This is a genomic window from Allokutzneria sp. A3M-2-11 16, from assembly GCF_024213555.1.
Classification (GTDB): Bacteria; Actinomycetota; Actinomycetes; order Mycobacteriales; family Pseudonocardiaceae; genus Allokutzneria.
Window position 1 is genome coordinate 249,107 of sequence record NZ_JANAVO010000002.1, and the last position, 19,220, is coordinate 268,326.

The window sequence follows — 19,220 nt, forward strand, 5'->3', positions numbered from 1 at the left end:
TCAGGTCTGCTGCTGGAGGGCGCGCTTGCCCTCGTCGGCGGCCAGGCCGAGCATCTCGAGGAGCTCGCGGCAGTCGTCCGCGTCGGCGGCGTGCACGGCGACGGTGCGGGCCGCCCTGCCGTTCTGGATCTCGCAGTGGACCTTCTCGACTGCGCGTGCTTCGGCGATGCGGCCGTGCTCAACAACGGGGCTGGCGTGTCTTGCCCAGGTCATGCGGCACCTTCTTTCGTCCCGGTCGGGGAGGGTCCGGGACATTGCGGTCGTATCCGAGCGGCGCCGCGCGGCTGAACGCTCGCGGCGCGGCAAGCGGGGGAAGAACGTCCCGCGAAGCCCATCCATCATGGCATTCTCTGGCCGACGAATACAGACATACCGCCGTTACCTCGACATTTCCGCAGGTCAGGGCGTTCCGAAATATTCACTTGACGCTGTTGAGTAATTGCCCGGACACGCACCGTGCGGCTGATTCCGAGGCTGGGTCGGGTGCAAACCATTGCGGGCGCTGGGTGACGATGGGGGTATGCGCGCTGCTGGACCGCTCTCCGGTATCCGGGTCGCCGACCTGTCGCGGGTGCTCGCCGGGCCCTACGCGACGATGCTGCTCGCCGACATGGGCGCCGACGTCGTCAAGATCGAACAGCCTGGCAGCGGCGACGAGACGCGCGCGTGGGGACCGCCGCACGCGGGCGGCGAGGCGGCGTACTACCTCGCGTTGAACCGCAGCAAGCGCAGCCTCGCCGTGGACTTGAAGACCGCCGAAACGCAGGAGTTGGTCCGCGCGCTGTGCGTGCGGTCCGACGTGGTCGTGCAGAACTTCCGGCCGGGTGTTGCCGACCGGCTCGGCCTCGGCGCCGCGCGGCTGCGCGCGGCCAACCCAGCGCTCGTCTACTGCTCGGTGAGCGGGTTCGGCGCGCGGCGGCAGCCGGTGGACCGCCCCGGCTTCGACGCGGTGATCCAGGCGGAGAGCGGCCTGATGTCGGTCACCGGTGACGAACCCACCAAGGTCGGCGTGGCGATCACCGACGTCCTCGCGGCGCTGAACGCGGCGGTCGGCATCCTCGGCGCGCTCTACCGCAGGACGGTGACCGGTCACGGTGACCACGTCGAGGTCTCGCTGCTGGACTCGGCGTTGTCGGGCATGGTGAACCTGGCGCAGACGGCGATCGTCTCCGGTGAGGAGCCCGCGCGCCACGGCAACGCGCATCCCAGCATCGTTCCGTACCAAGCCTTCCGGACGCGCGACGGGCAGATCATGGTCGCGGCGGGCAACGACACCCTCTTCCGAGCATTGTGCGCGGCGCTGGACCTGCCCGCTCTTGCCGAAGATCCCCGCTACACCACCAATCCGTCCCGCGTCGAGCACCGCGATTCGCTGATCCCGATCATCCAAAGCAGACTGTCTACTAAGGACAGTCGCGAGTGGGTGGAAGTTCTGCTGGAGCGCGGGATTCCGGTCGGCGAGATCCGCGGTGTTCGTGATGCGCTGGCCGCAGCGGCACGAGCGGGCGATCCGGCGACGGTCACCGTGCGGCATCCGACGGCGGGGCCGCTGGACCTCGTGCGCCCGGGATTCTCGATGACGGGGCAGTCGTTCGAGTCACCGCCGCCGTTGCTCGGCGAGCACAGCACGGAGATCCTGACCGAACTCGGCGTCTCCGCTGAGCGCATCGCAGCTCTTTCCGAAGCCGGTCTCGTTGGCACACAGGAGAAATCGTGAAAACCCCTGACGCACAGGACTTCCTCGACCTCGATGGCCAGCTCGACGACGCCGAACGCGCTATCGCCGCGACCGTGCGGACGTTCGCCGCACGGCGGCTCGCCCCGAACGTCGCCGACTGGTTCGACGCGGGCACCATTCCCGATCCTCGGGAGCTGGCAAGGGAATTCGGCGAGCTGGGCGTGTTCGGGATGCACCTCTCCGGCTACGGCTGCGCTGACGCGGGCGACGTCGCGTACGGCCTCGCCTGCCGGGAGCTGGAAGCGGTCGACTCCGGCGTGCGGTCCTTCGTGTCGGTCCAGGGCTCGCTCGCGATGGGCGCGATCCACCGCTTCGGCTCAGAGGAGCAGAAGCAGGAGCTGCTGCCGAGCATGGCCGCAGGCACGCTCTTGGGCTGTTTCGGCCTCACAGAGCCGGATTCCGGCAGTGACCCGGGTTCGATGCGCACCCGCGCGCGGCGCGACGGCTCGGACTGGGTGCTCGACGGCACGAAGATGTGGATCACCAACGGTTCCGTCGCCGACATCGCGGTGATCTGGGCGCGGACCGACTCGGGTGTCCGCGGTTTCGTGGTGCCGACCTCCTCCCCCGGCTTCACCGCGCGGGAGATCCCGCGCAAGCTCTCGTTGCGCGCGTCCATCACCGCGTCGATCACCCTCGACGGTGTTCGCCTGCCCGCGACCGCGATATTGCCGGGCGCGGAAGGGCTCGGGGCTCCGCTGTCGTGCCTCAACGAAGCACGTTTCGGCATCGTGTGGGGCGTGGTCGGCGCGGCCCGGACCTGTTTCCTGGCCGCGTTGGACTACGCCAAGACCCGCGAGCAGTTCGGCCGCCCGATCGGGACTTTCCAGCTCACGCAACGCAAACTGGCCGACATGGTGCTCGACGTGAACCACGCGGGCATGACCGCGCTGCGCCTGGGCAGGCTGAAGGAGAGCGGGGCCTGCCACCACAGCCACATCAGCCTCGGCAAGCTCGGCAACGTCCGTGCCGCGCAACGCGTGGCGAGCGCGGCCAGGTCGATCCACGGCGCCAACGGGATCACGCTGGACTACCCCGTGCTGCGGCACATGCTGAACCTGGAGACCGTCGCGACCTACGAGGGGACGGAGGAGGTGCACGCCCTGAGCCTCGGCGCCACCCTCACCGGCCACTCCGCGTTCCGCTGACCGTTTGCCCCGGTCGGGCGGTGGTATCCCGCTGCCATGAAGGCAGTGACGTGGCACGGAAAACGCGATGTGCGGGTGGACACCGTCCCCGATCCGGAGATCCGTGAGCCCACGGATGTCGTCGTCGAGATCACCTCGTCCGGGATCTGCGGCTCGGACCTGCACCTGTACGAGGTGATGGGCCCGTTCATGACGCCCGGCGACATCCTCGGGCACGAGCCGATGGGGCTGGTCGCGGAGGTCGGCGGCGCGGTCACCGAGGTGAAGCCGGGCGATCGGGTCGTGGTGCCGTTCAACATCTCCTGCGGCACCTGTTACATGTGCGACCAGGGGCTCCAGTCGCAGTGCGAGACCACGCAGGTCCGCGAGCAGGGCATGGGCGCGGCGCTGTTCGGCTACACCAAGCTCTACGGCCAGGTCCCCGGCGGGCAGGCGGAGTACCTGCGGGTCCCCTTCGGCAACACGCTGCCGATCAGGGTGCCGCACGGCCCGCCGGACAGCCGGTTCGTCTACCTCTCCGACGTGCTGCCCACCGCGTGGCAGGCGGTCGAGTACGCGGCGGTGCCGGAGGGCGGTTCCGTTGCGGTGCTCGGGCTCGGGCCGATCGGGGACATGTGCACGAGGGTCGCCCTCCAGCGCGGCGCCGGGCGGGTGATCGGTGTCGACCTGGTGCCGGAGCGCCTGGAACGCGCGCGCCGCAACGGTGTGGAGGTCTACGACCTGCGCGAGCACCACAAGGACCTGGCGGAGCTGATCCGCGAGTCCACCGGTGGCCGTGGTCCCGATTCCGTGATCGACGCGGTCGGCATGGAGGCCCACGGTTCGCCGACCGCCAAGCTGGCGCAGCAGGTGACCGGTTTCCTGCCGGACGCGCTCAGCCGGACGCTGATGCAGAAGGCCGGTGTGGACCGGTTGGAGGCGCTGTACCTGGCCATCGACATCGTTCGCCGGGGCGGCACCATCTCGTTGTCCGGCGTTTATGGCGGTATGGCCGATCCGCTGCCCATGCTGACGTTGTTCGACAAGCAGATCCAGGTCCGAATGGGTCAGGCCAATGTGCGCCGTTGGGTCGACGACATCATGCCGCTGCTCACCGACAATGATCCGCTCGGCGTAGAGGGTTTCGCCACCCACGAGGTATCACTCGACCAAGCGCCGCAGGCCTACGAAGCTTTCCAGAAGAAGCAGGACAGCGCGGTCAAGATCCTGCTGAAGCCTTAGCCCGGAAAAGAGACGAGGTGACCGGACCTGCCCCCAGGCCTTGTCCGGTCACCTCGTCCACCCCAGGTCACCGACCCTAACCAAGGCCGCGCCGACAATCGTCATCCAAGCGCCGAACGGCCTGCTAACCAGGACAAGCGGTTAGCCAACAGAGTTCCGAAATAATACGTGCTCGGTCAGTTACCCGGAGCTACGCTTCGCGCCACCAGAAAGGCGGAATTGGCCGCGGGAACGCCCGCATATGCGGCCGTATGGAGTATCACCTCGTCGATCTCTTCCGCGGTCAATCCGTTTCCCGGAGCCGCGCGCACGTGCAGCGCCAGTTCGTCGTGGCACCGGAGCGCGACCAGAATCGCCAATGTGATACAGCTTCGCGTTTTGCGGTCCAGTCCGGGGCGCGTCCAGATCGACCCCCAGACGGCTTCGGTGATGTAGTCCTGGAACGGTGACGGCTCGGCCGCGTCCACGTGCGCGTCGCCGAAGACCTCGCGCCGAACGGCCTCGCCAGCGGTCCGCTTGTTCCCGCCGAGGTGGTCCAGGATCAGCTCGGTGAACTCGGTCGCGCGTTCCACCGGGCCCAGGTGGGCGGCGCCCGGGACGACCGCCAGGCGCGAGTACGGAATGCCGGTGGCGATGCGCAGGCCGTCCTCCGGAGGAGTCGCGCGGTCGTGCTCGCCGGCGATCACCAAGGTCGGCGCGGTGATCTTCGGTAGCTCGTTCGCGAGGTCCATGCCCTGGATGGCCGCGCAGCACGACGCATATCCCTCAGCCGATGTGGCCACGAACATCTCTCGCCAGAAATCGTCGGCGGAGGAGCTGAACCATCGTCCCAGGACCTCGTCCACGACGGCGGAAATCCCCTCGCGGCGCACAGTTTCCGCGCGCCGCGCCCATGCCTCTTCCGTGCCCGGGGTGATCGATGTGCAGCACAGCACGAGCTGGTCGATGCGTTGCGGAACGTTGGCCGCCAACCACATCCCCACCATTCCGCCCAGCGACAGCCCGACGAAGTGCGCCCGGCGGATCTCGTACGCGTCCAACATCTCCACCACGTCCGACGCGAGTTCCGCCAGCGTGTACGGGCCTTTCGGCGCCGGGGAGCCCCCGTGGCCCCGGTGGTCATAGCGGACGACGCGGTATCCGGCTCGCACCAATGCTTCCGCCTGGCGATCCCACACGCGCAGATCGCTGCCCAGGGAGGAACTGAGCACGACGACGGGCCCGTTCACCGGACCTTCGGACACGCTGTGCAGCTTCATCTGCCCACCCTCCGCAAAGCTCGCTCGACGAATTCCTTCGCACTTCCCAAATACTCGCCCTGCACCAGTTCGCGCAGCCGCTCTCGGCTGAGGTGTGCGCCCACCAAAAGATCTTCCGCGAGGGCTTCCACCAGCTCGCCCCCGCTCGCGCAGCACTGGGTGACGGCGTCGTGCGCGCGCTGCCTGCCGACGATCGGCGTCAGCTCGGTCGTGACGCGCTCGACGAGAACGTCCCCGGCGAGGTTCGCGCGCATCCGCGAGGGGTGCACGCGAAGGCGTTCGAGGCTCGTGCGCAACCAGTGGGCCGCAGAACCGCTGGTGCGCAACAGTTCTCGTAGAGGACGCCATTCGGCGTGCCAGGCTCCGGCCGCGCGCTGGTGTTCCTGGATTCCCGCCTGGAGCAGCGTCGCGACCAGGCCCGGCGCTGGGATCGCGCAACCGAGCGCCGCGACCGCGGCAACCGGATTGTGCTTGTGCGGCATGGTCGACGAGCTTCCCGAGCCTGGCGGTCCTTCCTCGGTGACCTCGCCGATCTCCGTCTGCGCGAGGAGGGTGATGTCGCGAGCGATGGTGCCGAGCACACCGCACAGCGCGCCGAGTGCGGCCGCGGGCTCGGCGATGCGAAGGCGCACGGTGTGCCAGGGCAACACCGGTTCGGCGAGGTCGAGGCGGCGCGCGAGGGCGGCTATGACCTCGACGCCGCCCTCCCCCAACGACGCGAGGGTCCCGCTGGCGCCGCCGAACTGGAGCGTCGGCCTGATGGCTTCGAGCCGCTCGGCCGCTTCGACGAGCCCGATGAGCCACCCGGCCGCAGTCACTCCGAAGGTCACCGGAAGTGCTTGCTGGAGAAGGGTTCTCCCGGGTTGGACGGTGTCGATGTGCTCCCTCGCCAGGTCTGCGGCGACGCGTGCGGCGGCGCGAACGTCTTCGAGCACCACGCCGACGGCGTTCCTGGTGATGATCATGGCAGCGGTGTCGATGACGTCCTGGCTGGTGGCGCCGTGGTGCACGTGCCCGTCGCCGACGCGATCGCTGAGCGCGCGGACGAGCGGCGCCGCCGGGTTGCCTGCCTGGACCGATGCCCTGGCCAGCTCGGCGGCGTCGTAGAACTCGGCGCGGCAGTGCTCCGCGATGCGGTCGGCATGAACCCGGTCGATCAGCCCGACGTCCGCGAGCGCCGCCGCCAACGCCGACTCGAAGTCGAGCATCGCCTGGATCCACGCGGTGTCCGAGACCGCCTCGCGCACTCCGCCTGCCGCGAGCACGCCGTCGAAGAGATTCGGCTCAGACATCGAAGAACACCGTCTCTTCGTCGCCCTGCAAGCGGATGTCGAAGCGATATCCGTCCTCAGTGGACTTCGCGACGAGAGTTCTCCGCCGAGCCTCCGGAACGGACTCGAAGACCGGATCGGACGCGTTGTCGAACTGCGGGAAGTAGATCCGCGTCACGACCCGGTGCAGCAACCCTCGCGCGAACACCGACACATTGATGTGCGGAGCACAACCAGGAAGCGCTCCCGGCAACAGCGTCAGTACCGCGAAGTGTCCGTCCACAGTGGTCGCACTGCGACCGAACCCGCGGAAGCCCTCGACCGCACCGCGCGGATCGTCGGGGTGGTCGAAGCGGCCGTCCGGGTCGGCCTGCCAGGTCTCGATCAGGCCGTCCCTCACGGGTTCCGCCGATCCGTCGAGCAGGACACCGTGAATCCATATCGAGCCCGGAGTGCCGTGCGGGACAACGAACTCACCGCCCAGCCAGGACAGTCCTATGTGGAGGAAGGGTCCGACCGTCTGCGCGGGCGTACTCATCGGTGCTCCGGTGTCTTGTCGCGGCCACGGAGGACGATGTCGAACTCGAAGGCCAGCGCCCAGTTCGGCTCCGTCACGGCGAGGTCGAAGCGCGCGACCATCCGCCCGCGCGCCCGCTCGTCCGGGACCGCGTTGAAGATCGGATCGTGCGGCAGGAGCGGATCGTCCGGGAAGTACATCTGCGTCACCAGCCGCTGGGTGAACGCCATGCCGAACACCGAGAAGTGGATGTGCGCGGGCCGCCAGGCGTTGTGGTGGTTGCGCCACGGGTACGCGCCGGGCTTGATCGTGAGGAAGCGGTAGCGCCCCCGCGAGTCGGTGAGGGCCCGGCCCACCCCGTCGAAACCCGGGTCGAGCGGGGCGGGCCACCGGTCGGCGTTGTGCAGGTACCGCCCGGCCGCGTTGGCCTGCCAGATCTCCACGAGCGCGTCCGGCACCGCCCGCCCGTCGCCGTCGAGCACTCGGCCGTGCAAGATGACCCGCTGCCCCAACGGTTCTCGCAGTGTCAGGTCGCTGTCGGTCTTCGTCACCCGGCCCGACCCGAGCAGCGGTCCGGTGATCTCGGTCAGCCCGTGCGGCAGCAGCACGAGCCGTTCACCGGGGTGGCGCAGGCGCGTCGAGCCGTAGCTCGGCGAGTCCAGCGGCGGATGGATGCCCTCGGGGTCCCTGCGGTAGCCGATCAGGTTCACGCGTCCTCCGAAACACCGACAGAAATCCCGACGTAGTCCTGGGCGAGCGCGGTCGCCGCCGCGGTGGACGAGGCGATCCTGCGCAGCCGGGCCAGGCTCAGCCGCCGCTCGAACGGATCGGCCGAGCGGTGCAGCATCTCGGTCATCTCCGTGGAGAACCGCTCCGCCCGCCACGTTCCCCGCACTCGTGTGTCCGAATAGGACAGTGCGTCGCCCTCGCGGCCGTGCAGCAGCAGCGCGGTGAGCGCCCTGGACAACAGCCTCACATCGGCGACGGCGAGGTTCAGCCCCTTGGCACCGGTAGGTGGCACGATGTGCGCGGCGTCCCCGGCGAGGAACAGCCTGCCGTGCCGCATCGGCTCGGCGACGAAGGCCCGCATCGCCGTGATTCCCTTCTCCACCAAGGGTCCCGGCTCGCAGGCAGTGCCCAGTCGCACGGCCAGTTCATCCCAGATCCGTTCGTCCGGCCAGTCTTCGATCCGTTCGTCCGGCTCGACCTGGAGGTACAACCGGGTCAGCTCCGGCGAGCGCATGCTGTGCAAGGCGAAGCCGCGCTCGTGGTGCGCGTATATCAACTCGTGGTGCACTGGCGCGGTCTTCGCCAGGATTCCCAGCCAGGAGTAGGGAAAAGTCCGCTCGTAACCGGTCGCGGGGACCGCGCTCCTGCTCACCCCGTGGAAACCGTCGCACCCGGCGATCACGTCGCAGTGCAAGGTTCGGCGGGTGCCACCGGCGTCGGTGAACGTGACACTGGGGCGATCGGTGGTGACGTCGCGCAGCGCGACATCGGAGACGCCGAAGCACGGCTCGGGCTCCGCCGCGTCGATCAGGTCGCGCACAACCTCCTGCTGACCGTAGACGGTGATCGACTTCCCGGTCAGCTCGGCGAGTCCGATGCGGTGCTCGGTCCCGTCGAAGCGCAGCGAAAAGCCTTGGTGCTCAAGGCCGACGCGGTCCAGCCGGGCACCGAGGCCGACCTCCCGCAACAGCTCGACGGTGCCGGGTTCGAGCACTCCGGCCCTGATCCGGCCGAGCACGTGCTCCCGCCGCCTGGTCTCCAGCACGACGGCGTCGATGCCCTCCAGTCGCAGCAGGTGCGCGAGCAGCAGTCCCGCCGGGCCCGCGCCGACGACCGCAACCTGAGTCCGCATGGCTCCCACCCTCGCGACCTCCCGGCCCCCGGACAGCCACTGTTTCCGGTGAGCGGAAGCCCACGTTCGGCCGCTTCACCGCTTACTTAACTCACCAGTAGCCTGACCTCGCCGCCGCCATCGGCAGTCGAAGAGGACCTCCTATGACGGGCACATTCCGGCTCTTCACCGCGGCCGTGGCGGTCATGTCGCTGACCACGGCCGCCCCCGCGAAGGCCGAGGCGCTGCGCGATGTCGTGATCATCGGCAACAGCGCGGGCGGCACGGCGAGCTTCCTGGACGGCAGGACCTTCACCAACCTCGGCTCGGTCAACCTCATCCCGGACCTCAAGGAACGCCTCGACGCGATGAACCCGATCGAGCGGGCGATCTACGAGATCGTCAAACAGCAGGCGGGCGGCGACAAGTTCGTCGACGACGCCCACCTCTCCCCCGACGGCCGCACCCTCTACGCGTCCAGGGGCAACCTCGGCGACGTGATCGCCTACGACCTCGCCGGGCGGCGGATCGCCTGGCGGGTCAAGCTCGACGGGCACAAGGCCGACCACGCGACGCTGTCCAGGGACGGCAGCCGGTTCGTCGTCTCGGCGATCACCGCGCAGAAGTCGCAGGTCATCGACACCGCGACCGGGACGGTGGTGAACTCCTTCCCCACCGGGACCTACCCGCACGAGAACATCTACTCGGCCAACGGCGAGCGGGTGTACAACGCCAGCATCGGCACGACGAGCTTTCCCAAGGCGCTCAACGGGTTGAAGGGGCTCAAACAGCTGACCGTGGCGGACGCGCGGACCTGGCAGGTGCTGCGGACCTACCAGTTCGAGTACGGCATCCGGCCCGCGGTGATCACCCCGGACGAGCGGACCATGTACGCGCAACTGTCCTACCTCAACGGTTTCGTCGAGTACGACCTCGTCGAGGGGCGGATCACGCGCACCGTGGAGATGCCGTTCAGCACCGGCGGACAGGCGCTGAACCCCGACCAGTACCCGCAGAACTCCGCGCACCACGGCATGGCGATGTCCGGCGACGGCAGCAAGCTGTGCATGGCGGGCACCATCGACGACTACACCGCGATCGTCTCCCGGCCCGGCCTGACCACCGACGCCTTCCAGCACTACGCCCCGAAGTCCTTGCCGTACTGGGCCACGACCAGCATCGACGGCAACCACTGCTTCGTGACCCTGAGCAACACCGACGAGGTCTCGGTGGTCGACTACCGGACCGCCCGCGAGGTGGCCAGGGTGCCGGTCGGCGACTACCCGCAGCGGGAACGGCTCGGCAGGCTCGCGGAAGGGGTGATCGGCGGGCTGTCCCGCGCCGTGGGCTGAGGTTCCCCCGCGCCGCTCGCGGACGGTAGCGGCGGCGCGGGCGGAGTCCCTGGACGGCCCAGCGCGTGGCCGGGGTGATCATCACCGAGAGCGACCACATAGGGTGTCCACGCGAGCACAGGAGGTAGGCGCAACGTGGGCGTGGTCGACTACTACGAGCTGCTGGGCGTGTCCAGGAACGCCTCAGCCTCGGAGATCAAGACCGCCTACCGTTCGCTGGCCAAGGTGATGCACCCCGACGCCGGGGGCACCGCGGGCACGTTCCGGATGCTGCGCGAGGCCTACGAGGTGCTCGGCGACCCGGCTCAGCGCGCCAGCTACGACCGGGGTGGCGTGGTTCCCTCGGGCGGGGGGACGGCCACCAGGACCCGGCCGCGGCCGACCCGCAAACGGGACTTCGGCACCGACCCCGACTTCGAGCCGCCCACCGCGATCCTCGATCCCGAGGACATCCCGTGGTGGGACGAGGTCGATCCGGCGGCTCGCGTCCGCTTCCTCCCGGTCACCAGCCCGGGGCACGCGCCCGCCGTGTCGGCGCTCAGCGGGTTCGCGCTGCTGCTGGCCCCCGCGCTCGTGCTGGACCTGTCGCCGCTGCTGTTCACGATGTGGCTGGTGACGGTGCTCGGCACGACCATGGCGATGCTGCGGCTGGCCCGCCGGTACGTCGCTTCCGGCCGGGCCGACCGCGACTTCGCCGCGCAGATCGGCGGGCACCGCGTGTTCGGCAAGCCCGGCGCCGATCGCGACCAGCTCGCCGAGCGCCTGACCGCTTCGCTGCTCACCGACTACCTGACCCGGTTGCCCGCGGCGCGGATCTTCCACGGCCTGTCGCTGCCCGGCTCGGTCTTCGCCGACGTCGACCACGCGGTGCTGTGCGGCCGCCGCCTCGTGCTGATCGAGTCGAAGCTGTGGCTGCCAGGCCACTACGAGGCCGACGACGACGGTTCCTTGTGGCGCAACGGAAACCCGTTCCGCGGCGGCGCCGTGACGCTGCCGCGCGCCGTGGCCGCGTTCCGCAGGCACATGCCCGGCGTCGAGGTGCGGGGCGCTGTGGTGATCTACCCGAGCCGGCTGGGCGAGGTGAGCACCGGCGAGCCGCCGACCATCCCCGCGCCGCCGATGACCCCCGAGGACTTCGTGTACGACGTCGGCGCATGGCTCGCCGAGGACCCCTCCGCCGTCAATCGCAAGGCCCTGCGCACCGTCCTAGACCGCGTAGTCTCCTGACCCTTCTCCCTCAGCCCCTCCCCTTGCCCCCTGCATCCCCTAGCTCCGCCCCGTCCCGACCCAGCACTGTTTCCCGTTTCGTACTCATAGCAGGATTTGGGAGCGCTCTTTTTCCTGTTATGAGTACGAAACGGGATTTTCAGCCGCTTCAGGCCACGATGGGGTGAACGTGGGGGATGCGGCGCATGCGTGGATTCTAGCGCGGCGGAGATGTACCCAATGCGGCATTGGTTACGTCTGACGTAACCAATGCCGCATTGGGTAGATCAACGTCAGGGGGTGATCTTGTCCAGGGGGAGGTGGAGGGCGGCGCCGCGAGGGAGGGATTCGTTGGACACGCGCAGGCGGTAGAGCTCGTCGATGGAGAGGGCGCGGCGGTAGATGCGGACCTCGTCCAAGGAGCCGCGGAAGCGTTGCGTGCCGTCGAGCCGCTGTCCGATGTGGACTCCGCTGACGCCGAACTCGCGGCCTGCCGTGACGGAGCCGCCGGGCGCGGGGGTCGCGGCGACCTGGTAGCCGTCGACGCGCATCACGAAGTCGCCGGAAACTCGTTGCAGCGAAACGTGATGCCACTTGTCGTCGTTGTAGGCGCTCTTCGAGTAGAGCGTGACGTAGCCCTGTTCGACGCCGAGGAAGGCGCGGAGGCGCTTCTCGTCGGGCTCGGCGCGCAGGTACAGACCGGGCGTCGGCCCCTCACCCTGACGGTAGGCCCAGAGGATCGTGCGGGGGCCCGTTCCCGCGCCGTAGCGGAACCACGCGGAGACGGTGAAGTCCGACGAGCCGAGGTCGACCGCGGCCGAGTAGGGGACCTCGACGAACTGGGAGCCGTTGAGCCCCAAGGCAGAACCGAACTGTCCGTCCACAATGGACCCAGGGCCGCGCACGTACGCCTTGTTGGTGTGCGGCGAGCGGTCGGGGGTGGTGGGTCCGGGCAGGGCCGGTCCGGGGATGCCGGGCGGCGTGCCGTTGGGCTTGGCCAGGTAGGACTCGGTGAAGCGGGCGAAGCGGATGGACTCGTAGGCGCTCGCCGTGCCGCCCTCGTAGAGCAGACCGGTGTACCCCGGGCCGAGGACCACCATGTCGGAGTAGGCGGCCGGGCCCCAGTGGATGACCTTCCCGCGCTGCCAGGTGTCCCAGGTCCTCCCGCCATCCCGGCTCGACCGCACCGCCATCACCTCGCGGGAGGCGGGGTGCGCCGGAGCGGAGAACAGGAGCCGCGAGCCGTGGCGGATCGTCGCGCCCTGGATGACGGGAGCGACCAATCGCGGGTCTGTCGAAAATGGCCGGTCGAACGTGAGCCCGCCGTCCGAGGAGGTGGCGAAGGCGCGGTGCCCCGGCTCGGAGCCGTTCTGGTCGCGCGCGGCGATCAGGATGCGGCCGTCGGGCAGCTCGACCGGGCTCATCTCCTGGGGCTTCACCGTGTTCGCGAGCCGGTCGTCCACGGCGCCAATGCGCCAGTTGAGGCCGCCGTCGTCGCTGAGCAGCAGATGTCCGCCTTGGAGCACGCTTTCACGGCCTTCGTGGTTGCCACCGACGACCATGCGACCGCTGCTCAGCTGGATGCCGTGCGAGGGACCCGTTGCGTACCAGTAGTCCCACTCGGGGCGCGTCGCCTGCGCGGCGATGTTCTTCGGCGCGGTCCAGGTGAGGCCGTTGTCGTTGCTGTACTGGACGTACGGCGTGCGCTTGTTGTCGTTGTCGCCGGGATTGTGCGTGCTGAGCAACACGATCCGGCCAGTCTGCCGATCAACGACCGGCGCCGGGTTGCCGATCGTGTCCGCACCCATGTTCGCGACGAGCGTGACGGGGCCCCACGTCTTGCCGTTGTCGGCGGACCGACGCACGACGAGATCGATGTCGCCGTCATCGCCGCAATCGCGAACGCGGCCTTCGGCGAAGGCGAGCACCCCTCCGTCGCGCGCCTTCACGATCGCCGGGATGCGGAAGCAGCTGTAGCCCCCGGTTCCCTTGGCGTACAGGGTTTGCTGATCGAACTCCGGTGCGGCCGCGGCGGGCGTGACACCTAACAAAAGACCAACTAAAACCAAGGAAACCAGCTTCTGCACTGCTCCTCCTCAGGGGCGTGCTACTCCTTTTTGGCGATCCTTCCAGTCAGGCTCGCCACTCGGTTCTCGATGTCCGCGAAGTGCTCGGTCATGGCGGCGCGGGCGGCGGCGGGGTCGCCGGTGCGCAGGGCGGCCACGATCTCGTCGTGGCCGTGGGTGATCTCGGAAGCGGCCTTGCGGGGCGGTTCCAACTCGGCTTCCAGGCGGTAGTACACGGTCCAGAACAGCGCGATCAGCTGGAGCGCGAAGTCGTTGCCCACCGGGCGGTAGAGCGCCTGGTGGAACCGTTCGTCGGCATCGCGCTCGCCGGACTCCATCGCGGCGGTCAGCCCGTCCAGCTCGGCGAGGAACGCCTCGTCGGCCACCGGGACGACCTTGCCGATGAGCTCGACCTCCAGGATCCGGCGGATCTCCACCAGGTCCGCGAGCACCGAGGCGTCCTTGCCGAGGGACTGGCGGGCCTGGAACAGCAGCCCCGGGGTGAACGCGGTCATCGGCGCGGCCCCGACGAAGGTGCCGTAGCCGTGCCGGATGTCCACGATCCCCAAGGTGTGCAAGGCGCGCAGCGCTTCGCGGACGGAGTTGCGGCTGGCGCCGAGCTCGTCCATCAGCGCCGGTTCGGTCGGCATCGACTCCCCCGGCTCCAGGCCGCGTTCCAGGATCAGATCGACGATGCGGTCCTGCAATCGTGGTCCCACTGCCGCCCCCTTGCCAGCCGCGCGGCCGCCGCGTAGCTTCCCTGGACATCCTACGTCCTACGTTGGATGTTGACCAGGCCGGAGCGAGGAGGCTCTGACATGGCCCGTTGGTACAGCCAGCTCACCCGCAAGGACTGGAAGGCGTTCGCCGCCGCGTGGCTCGGCTACGCGCTCGACGGCTTCGACTTCGTGCTCATGGGCCTCGTGCTGACCGAGGTCGCCGCGGAGTTCAACCTGGACACCGTCACCGCGACGACCCTGGTGTCGGCCGCGTTCATCTCCCGCTGGTTCGGTGGCCTGGTCCTCGGCGCGCTCGGCGACCGGCACGGCCGCAAGCACGCGATGGTGCTCAGCATCGTGCTGTACTCCGTCGGCACCTTCGCGTGCGGGCTCGCCTGGGGTTACTGGCCGTTGTTCGTGGCGCGGTTGATCGTCGGCATCGGGATGGCCGGGGAGTACAGCGCCAGCGCCACCTACGTCATCGAGAGCTGGCCGCGCGCGCTGCGCAACCGGGCCAGCGGATTCCTGATCTCCGGCTTCTCCGTCGGCGGGGTCGCCGCCGCGCAGGCGTACCGCTTCATCGTCCCGGAGTTCGGCTGGCGCGCGCTGTTCCTGGTCGGGCTGCTGCCGATCCTGCTGGCGCTGTGGCTGCGGCGGAGCCTGCCGGAGGCCGCGGACTGGGAGCACTCCACCAAGGAACGGTCCTTCGTGGAGGTTCTGTACCAGGGCAGGCGCGCCGCCGGGAACATCGCGCTGACCGTCGTCGTCGGCCTCGCTTTGTTCCTGCTCTTCACCTCCGTGCCCGCCGGGCTCTTCTGGCCGCTCGTGGCCGTCGCCGCCGCCGGGCTGATCGTCTTCGCCGCGCAGTTCGCCGGGAAGCGCACGCCCATGATGCTCACGCTGATGGTCGTGGTGTTCTGCGCGTTCCTGTACTCGTGGCCGATCCAGGCGCTGCTGCCGACCTACCTCAAGACCGAGCTGGGCTACGACCCCGCGCAGGTGGCCGACGTGTTGTTCTTCGCGGGCTTCGGCACCATGTTCGGCTGCTGGCTGGCCGGGTTCGTCGGGGACTGGCTCGGCACCCGGCGCGCCTACAGCATCACCCTGCTCGCCTCACTGCTGTTCGTGCTGCCGGTGTTCGCGCTCGGCGGGAACCAGTTGCTGCTGCTGGGAACCCTGCTGTTCTGTCAGCAGGCCCTCGCCCAGGGGATCTCCGGCATCCTGCCCAAGCTCGTCGCCGGGTACTTCGACACGCCGCAGCGCGCGGCGGGCCTCGGCTTCACCTACAACGTCGGCGCGCTCGGCGGCGCCGTCGCCCCGGTGCTCGGGGCGGCCATCGCCAAGCAGACCGGGCTCGCGACGGCACTGGGCGGGCTGACCTTCGGGCTCACGCTCGTGGTGATCCTGCTCGTCGCGATCGACGCGCCCGCCCGGGTGCAACGCCTGTTCCACAAGGACGACCTCGTGGTCGACCGCACGGTGGCCGCCGACCAGGTGGCACCGGAGCTTCGCAGCGAAACGGAGAAGCAATGACCAGCCTCCCCAAGTCCGGCGTCATCCCGCCGCTGTGCACTCCGCTGACCCCGGAGGGCGAGGTGGACAGGCCCTCGCTGGAGCGCCTCACCGGCCACCTGCTCGACGCGGGCGTGCACGGGCTGTTCGTCACCGGGTCCACCGGCGAGGTCGGCTACCTCACCGACCTGGCGCGCACCCGCACGCTGGAGATCGTGTCCGGGGTGGCGGCGGGGCAGGTCCCCGTGCTGGCGGGCGTGATCGACACCGCCACGCCGAGGGTGATCGAGCAGGCCATGGCCGCCAAGGCGCACGGGGCGGACGCGCTGGTCGCCACCGCTCCCTTCTACGTGCCAACAGATCCGACCGAGTTCCGCGGCCACTTCCGCGCGATCCGGGCGGCCGTCGACCTGCCGCTGGTCGCCTACGACATCCCCAGCTCCGTGCACAGCAAGCTGCCCGCCGAGGTGATCGCCGACCTCGCCAAGGAGGGAGTGCTGGACGGGCTCAAGGACAGCAGCGGTGACCTCAACGGCCTGCACGCCGTGCTGGACCTGGTGCGCGGCACCGGTTTCCCGGTGTTCTCCGGTTCGGAGACGCTGGCCGACGTCAGCCTGCGGTGCGGCGCGAGCGGCCTGGTACCGGGCATCGGCAACGTCGACCCGCACGGCTACGTGCGGCTGTACAACGCTGCCCGGCGCGGCGAATGGGATGTGGCGCAACGGGAACAGGACCGGCTGCGCAGGCTGTTCAAGCTCGCGGCCGTCGGCGACCGTTCGCGGATGGGCGGCTACTCGTCGGCGATCGGCGCGTTCAAGGAAGCCCTGGTCGCCCTCGGCGTGATCGCCAACGGCACCACCAACGTCCCGATGATCCAGCTCAACGCCAGCGAGCGCGCCGCGGTGCGCTCCTACCTCGTGGAAGCCGCCCTGCTCCCCAACGGAGAGGAGTGACGTGAAGCTCGCTCTGATCTCTGCCGTCCTGTTAGGACTCACACCGGCCCCTGCGGAAGGAACGGTTTTCCAGTCCGGGACCGAGGGTTACCACACGTTCCGCATCCCGGCGATCATCAAGGCGCGCGACGGTGCCCTGCTGGCGTTCGCCGAAGCGCGGAAGGCCAGCGCCAGCGACACCGGCGACATCGACCTCGTCGTCAAGCGCTCGGCCAACGGCGGCAGGACCTGGGGGAAGCTCCAGGTGGTCGGTGACAACGGCCCCAACACCTTCGGCAACCCCTCACCGGTCGTGGATCGGCGGACGGGCCGAATCGTGTTGCTGAGCACGCACAACCCGGGTCACGTGCACGAGTCGGAGATCCGCAAGGGCACGGTGAAGCCGGAGGAGAGCCGCCGCGTCTTCGTGCAGCACAGCGATGACGACGGCCGCACGTGGAGCAGGGCGCGCGATATCACTCCGCAGACCAAGCAGGCCGATTGGCGTTGGTACGCAACGGGCCCCGGGCACGCGATCAGCCTGCGCGGCGGCCGGCTCGTCGTCCCGGCGAACCACTCCTCCGCCCCGCCGAGCGGGAGCGCAGATGTGGGGACCGAGCCGAAGTACTACGACGCGCACCTGCTGTACAGCGACGACGACGGGCGGAACTGGCGCATCGGTGCGAAGGACGTCAACCACGACGGCGTGGTGAACGGCAACGAGAGCACCGCCGCGGAGCTGCCGGACGGACGCGTGTACGTCAACACCCGCGATCAGCACGGGACCTCGGACGGAGCGCGCGCGGCCACGTACAGCACTGACGGCGGCCGGAGCTTCACCGCGCCGTTCACGCCGGTTCCCGCGCTCCTCGCACCGGTCGTCCAGGGCTCGGTCCTGCAAGCGCGCAAGGGACCGTTGCTCTTCTCCGCACCCGGAAACCCCGCCGCCAGGGAGAAGATGACCGTGCGCGCGAGCACGGACGGCGGGAAGACCTGGCCGAAGTCGGTGGAGATCTCGCCGGGCAAAGCCGCCTACTCTGACCTCGTGCAGGTCGACGAGGACCGGGTCGGCCTGCTGTACGAGGCCGGACCGTACGAGCGGATCATCTTCCACACCATAGGGATGGGGAGCCTGGGATGACCGGATTCTCGCGCCGCTCAGCGTTGCGCGGCGCCCTGGCGCTCGGAGTGCTCGCGGGCTGTTCGAAGCCCGGGGGCCCGGCGCGGCGGACACCTGGGCCCGGCCCGGCCCGACTGACGTTCTGGGCGTGGGTGCCGGGGATCGAGAAGTGCGTCGCGCTGTGGAACTCCGAGAACCCCGACGTGCAGGTCACCCTCGTCCGCATCCCGGCGGCGCGCAGCGGTGGCTACTCGAAGTTCTACTCCTCGCTCGAAGCCGGGCAACAGCCCGACCTGATGCACGCGGAGTTCTCCGAGATGCCCGCGATGATGATGTACGGCGGGCTCGAGGAGCTGACGCAGCACGGCGGTGACCAGTACCGATCGCTGTTCGTGGACTGGATCTGGCAGCAGGGCGCCTACGGCGGCGGGTTGTACGCGATCCCGCAGGCATCGGGCCCGGTCGCGATGTACTACCGGCGGGACCTGTTCGACAAGTGGGGCATCGCTCCGCCTCGAACTTGGGCGGAGTACGCGAAAACGGCAGAACAAGTGCGCTCGCACGATGCTTACCTCGGCACGTTCCCGCCGAACAACGGGCAGTACCAGGCGGCGTTGTCGTGGCAGGCCGGCGCGCGGTGGTTCGGCACGAAGGACCAGCGGTGGACGGTGGACATCGACAGCGAGCCGACCCGCCGGGTGATGGACTTCTGGCAGCCGTTGGTGCGCGAGCGCCTGGTGAAGACGATCCCGGACAGCGGAACCGCTTGGTACAAGGACCTTTCCGACGGCAAGAGCGTCACCTGGATGAGCGCGCACTGGGCCGATGGCGTGCTGCGCGGCGGCGTTCCCAACGGCACCGGCAAGTGGGCCGTCGCGCCGATGCCGCAGTGGGGCGGACCCTTCGTCGCGTCGAACCTCGGCGGCTCAAGCACCTGTGTCGTTCGCGGGACGGCATATCCCAAGGAGGCCATGCGGTTCGCGGTGTGGCTCAACACGAATCCGCGCAGCATCGCGTTGCTGCTCGCGGGTGGCTACGGCTGGCCAGCGCTGCGGAGCACCGACTCCATCCCGGAGTTGCACGCGCCGAGCCCGTACTACGGCGGTCAGTCGATCGCGAAGGTCTTCGGCGAGGCGAACGCGGGCGTTGACACGGCGTGGAAGTGGGCGCCGATCACCACGCAGTCCTTACAGGTCCTCACCGATCAGCTCGGGCAGGCGGTCAACGGCGCGTTCACCTTGCGCGACGCGCTGCCGACGACACAGCGCAGAACCGTTCGCGCGATGGAGAAGAAGGGACTTCCGCTGAGCGCGGGGTGA

17 protein-coding genes are annotated in these 19,220 nt (G+C 69.2%); 9 read left to right on the forward strand and 8 right to left on the reverse strand.

What is annotated here, in order from left to right:
• Entirely contained in the window at nucleotides 1–213 is a 213-nt protein-coding gene (locus NLX83_RS19255; protein WP_254236464.1) for a hypothetical protein, read from the reverse strand.
• 307 nt (nucleotides 214–520) lie between these two features.
• On the opposite strand from NLX83_RS19255, the gene NLX83_RS19260 reads away from it, so the two are divergent.
• Genes NLX83_RS19260 through NLX83_RS19270 form a run of 3 tightly spaced genes read left to right on the forward strand, consistent with a single transcriptional unit; the run spans nucleotide 521 to nucleotide 4,107 of the window.
• Nucleotides 521–1,717, forward strand: a complete 1,197-nt coding sequence (locus tag NLX83_RS19260; RefSeq protein WP_254236465.1) for a CaiB/BaiF CoA transferase family protein — start codon at nucleotides 521–523, stop codon at nucleotides 1,715–1,717.
• On the forward strand, nucleotides 1,711–2,886 hold the full coding sequence (locus tag NLX83_RS19265) for an acyl-CoA dehydrogenase family protein (protein ID WP_254236932.1): 1,176 nt from the start codon (nucleotides 1,711–1,713) through the stop codon (nucleotides 2,884–2,886). The genes NLX83_RS19260 and NLX83_RS19265 overlap by 7 nt, the downstream gene beginning before the upstream one ends.
• Nucleotides 2,887–2,922: 36 nt before the next feature.
• Nucleotides 2,923–4,107 carry a zinc-dependent alcohol dehydrogenase gene (locus NLX83_RS19270; protein ID WP_254236466.1) on the forward strand — a complete coding sequence of 395 codons (1,185 nt, stop codon included), beginning with the start codon at nucleotides 2,923–2,925 and terminating at the stop codon, nucleotides 4,105–4,107.
• A 176-nt stretch (nucleotides 4,108–4,283) separates the two neighbouring features.
• Here NLX83_RS19270 and pcaDC read toward each other — a convergent pair whose 3' ends face one another.
• From pcaDC to NLX83_RS19300, 5 genes are read right to left on the reverse strand one after another with little or no spacing between them, the layout of a single operon-like run.
• Nucleotides 4,284–5,366, reverse strand: a complete 1,083-nt coding sequence (gene pcaDC, locus NLX83_RS19280; RefSeq protein ID WP_441296811.1) for a bifunctional 3-oxoadipate enol-lactonase/4-carboxymuconolactone decarboxylase PcaDC — start codon at nucleotides 5,364–5,366, stop codon at nucleotides 4,284–4,286.
• Nucleotides 5,363–6,658, reverse strand: a complete 1,296-nt coding sequence (gene pcaB, locus NLX83_RS19285; protein ID WP_254236467.1) for a 3-carboxy-cis,cis-muconate cycloisomerase — start codon at nucleotides 6,656–6,658, stop codon at nucleotides 5,363–5,365. The genes pcaDC and pcaB overlap by 4 nt, the downstream gene beginning before the upstream one ends.
• Nucleotides 6,651–7,175: a protocatechuate 3,4-dioxygenase subunit alpha gene (gene pcaG / locus NLX83_RS19290; RefSeq protein ID WP_254236468.1), complete on the reverse strand. Its 525-nt coding sequence runs from the start codon at nucleotides 7,173–7,175 to the stop codon at nucleotides 6,651–6,653. Before pcaG ends, pcaB begins: the two co-directional genes overlap by 8 nt.
• Nucleotides 7,172–7,864 (reverse strand): protocatechuate 3,4-dioxygenase subunit beta, encoded by a 693-nt coding sequence (gene pcaH / locus NLX83_RS19295; protein ID WP_254236469.1) that lies wholly within the window; start codon nucleotides 7,862–7,864, stop codon nucleotides 7,172–7,174. Before pcaH ends, pcaG begins: the two co-directional genes overlap by 4 nt.
• Complete coding sequence (locus tag NLX83_RS19300) at nucleotides 7,861–9,015, reverse strand: 4-hydroxybenzoate 3-monooxygenase (protein ID WP_254236470.1); 1,155 nt, start codon at nucleotides 9,013–9,015, stop codon at nucleotides 7,861–7,863. The genes pcaH and NLX83_RS19300 overlap by 4 nt, the downstream gene beginning before the upstream one ends.
• Before the next feature lie 143 nt (nucleotides 9,016–9,158).
• On the opposite strand from NLX83_RS19300, the gene NLX83_RS19305 reads away from it, so the two are divergent.
• Both NLX83_RS19305 and NLX83_RS19310 read left to right on the forward strand, forming a co-directional pair.
• Nucleotides 9,159–10,346, forward strand: a complete 1,188-nt coding sequence (locus NLX83_RS19305; protein WP_254236471.1) for a YncE family protein — start codon at nucleotides 9,159–9,161, stop codon at nucleotides 10,344–10,346.
• 135 nt (nucleotides 10,347–10,481) lie between these two features.
• Nucleotides 10,482–11,573 (forward strand): J domain-containing protein, encoded by a 1,092-nt coding sequence (locus NLX83_RS19310; protein WP_254236472.1) that lies wholly within the window; start codon nucleotides 10,482–10,484, stop codon nucleotides 11,571–11,573.
• A gap of 272 nt (nucleotides 11,574–11,845) precedes the next feature.
• On the opposite strand, the gene NLX83_RS19315 is transcribed toward NLX83_RS19310, so the two are convergent.
• On the reverse strand, nucleotides 11,846–13,639 hold the full coding sequence (locus NLX83_RS19315; RefSeq protein ID WP_254236473.1) for an exo-alpha-sialidase: 1,794 nt from the start codon (nucleotides 13,637–13,639) through the stop codon (nucleotides 11,846–11,848).
• A gap of 20 nt (nucleotides 13,640–13,659) precedes the next feature.
• Nucleotides 13,660–14,337: a FadR/GntR family transcriptional regulator gene (locus NLX83_RS19320; protein WP_254236474.1), complete on the reverse strand. Its 678-nt coding sequence runs from the start codon at nucleotides 14,335–14,337 to the stop codon at nucleotides 13,660–13,662.
• 99 nt (nucleotides 14,338–14,436) lie between these two features.
• On the opposite strand from NLX83_RS19320, the gene NLX83_RS19325 reads away from it, so the two are divergent.
• The 4 genes from NLX83_RS19325 to NLX83_RS19340 are packed head-to-tail and all read left to right on the forward strand — an operon-like array spanning nucleotide 14,437 to nucleotide 19,220.
• Nucleotides 14,437–15,870, forward strand: coding sequence for an MFS transporter (locus NLX83_RS19325; RefSeq protein ID WP_254236475.1), 1,434 nt, complete (start codon nucleotides 14,437–14,439; stop codon nucleotides 15,868–15,870).
• On the forward strand, nucleotides 15,867–16,802 hold the full coding sequence (locus NLX83_RS19330) for a dihydrodipicolinate synthase family protein (RefSeq protein ID WP_254236476.1): 936 nt from the start codon (nucleotides 15,867–15,869) through the stop codon (nucleotides 16,800–16,802). Before NLX83_RS19325 ends, NLX83_RS19330 begins: the two co-directional genes overlap by 4 nt.
• A gap of 1 nt (nucleotide 16,803) precedes the next feature.
• On the forward strand, nucleotides 16,804–17,922 hold the full coding sequence (locus NLX83_RS19335; RefSeq protein WP_254236477.1) for a sialidase family protein: 1,119 nt from the start codon (nucleotides 16,804–16,806) through the stop codon (nucleotides 17,920–17,922).
• Nucleotides 17,919–19,220, forward strand: coding sequence for an ABC transporter substrate-binding protein (locus NLX83_RS19340; RefSeq protein WP_254236478.1), 1,302 nt, complete (start codon nucleotides 17,919–17,921; stop codon nucleotides 19,218–19,220). The genes NLX83_RS19335 and NLX83_RS19340 overlap by 4 nt, the downstream gene beginning before the upstream one ends.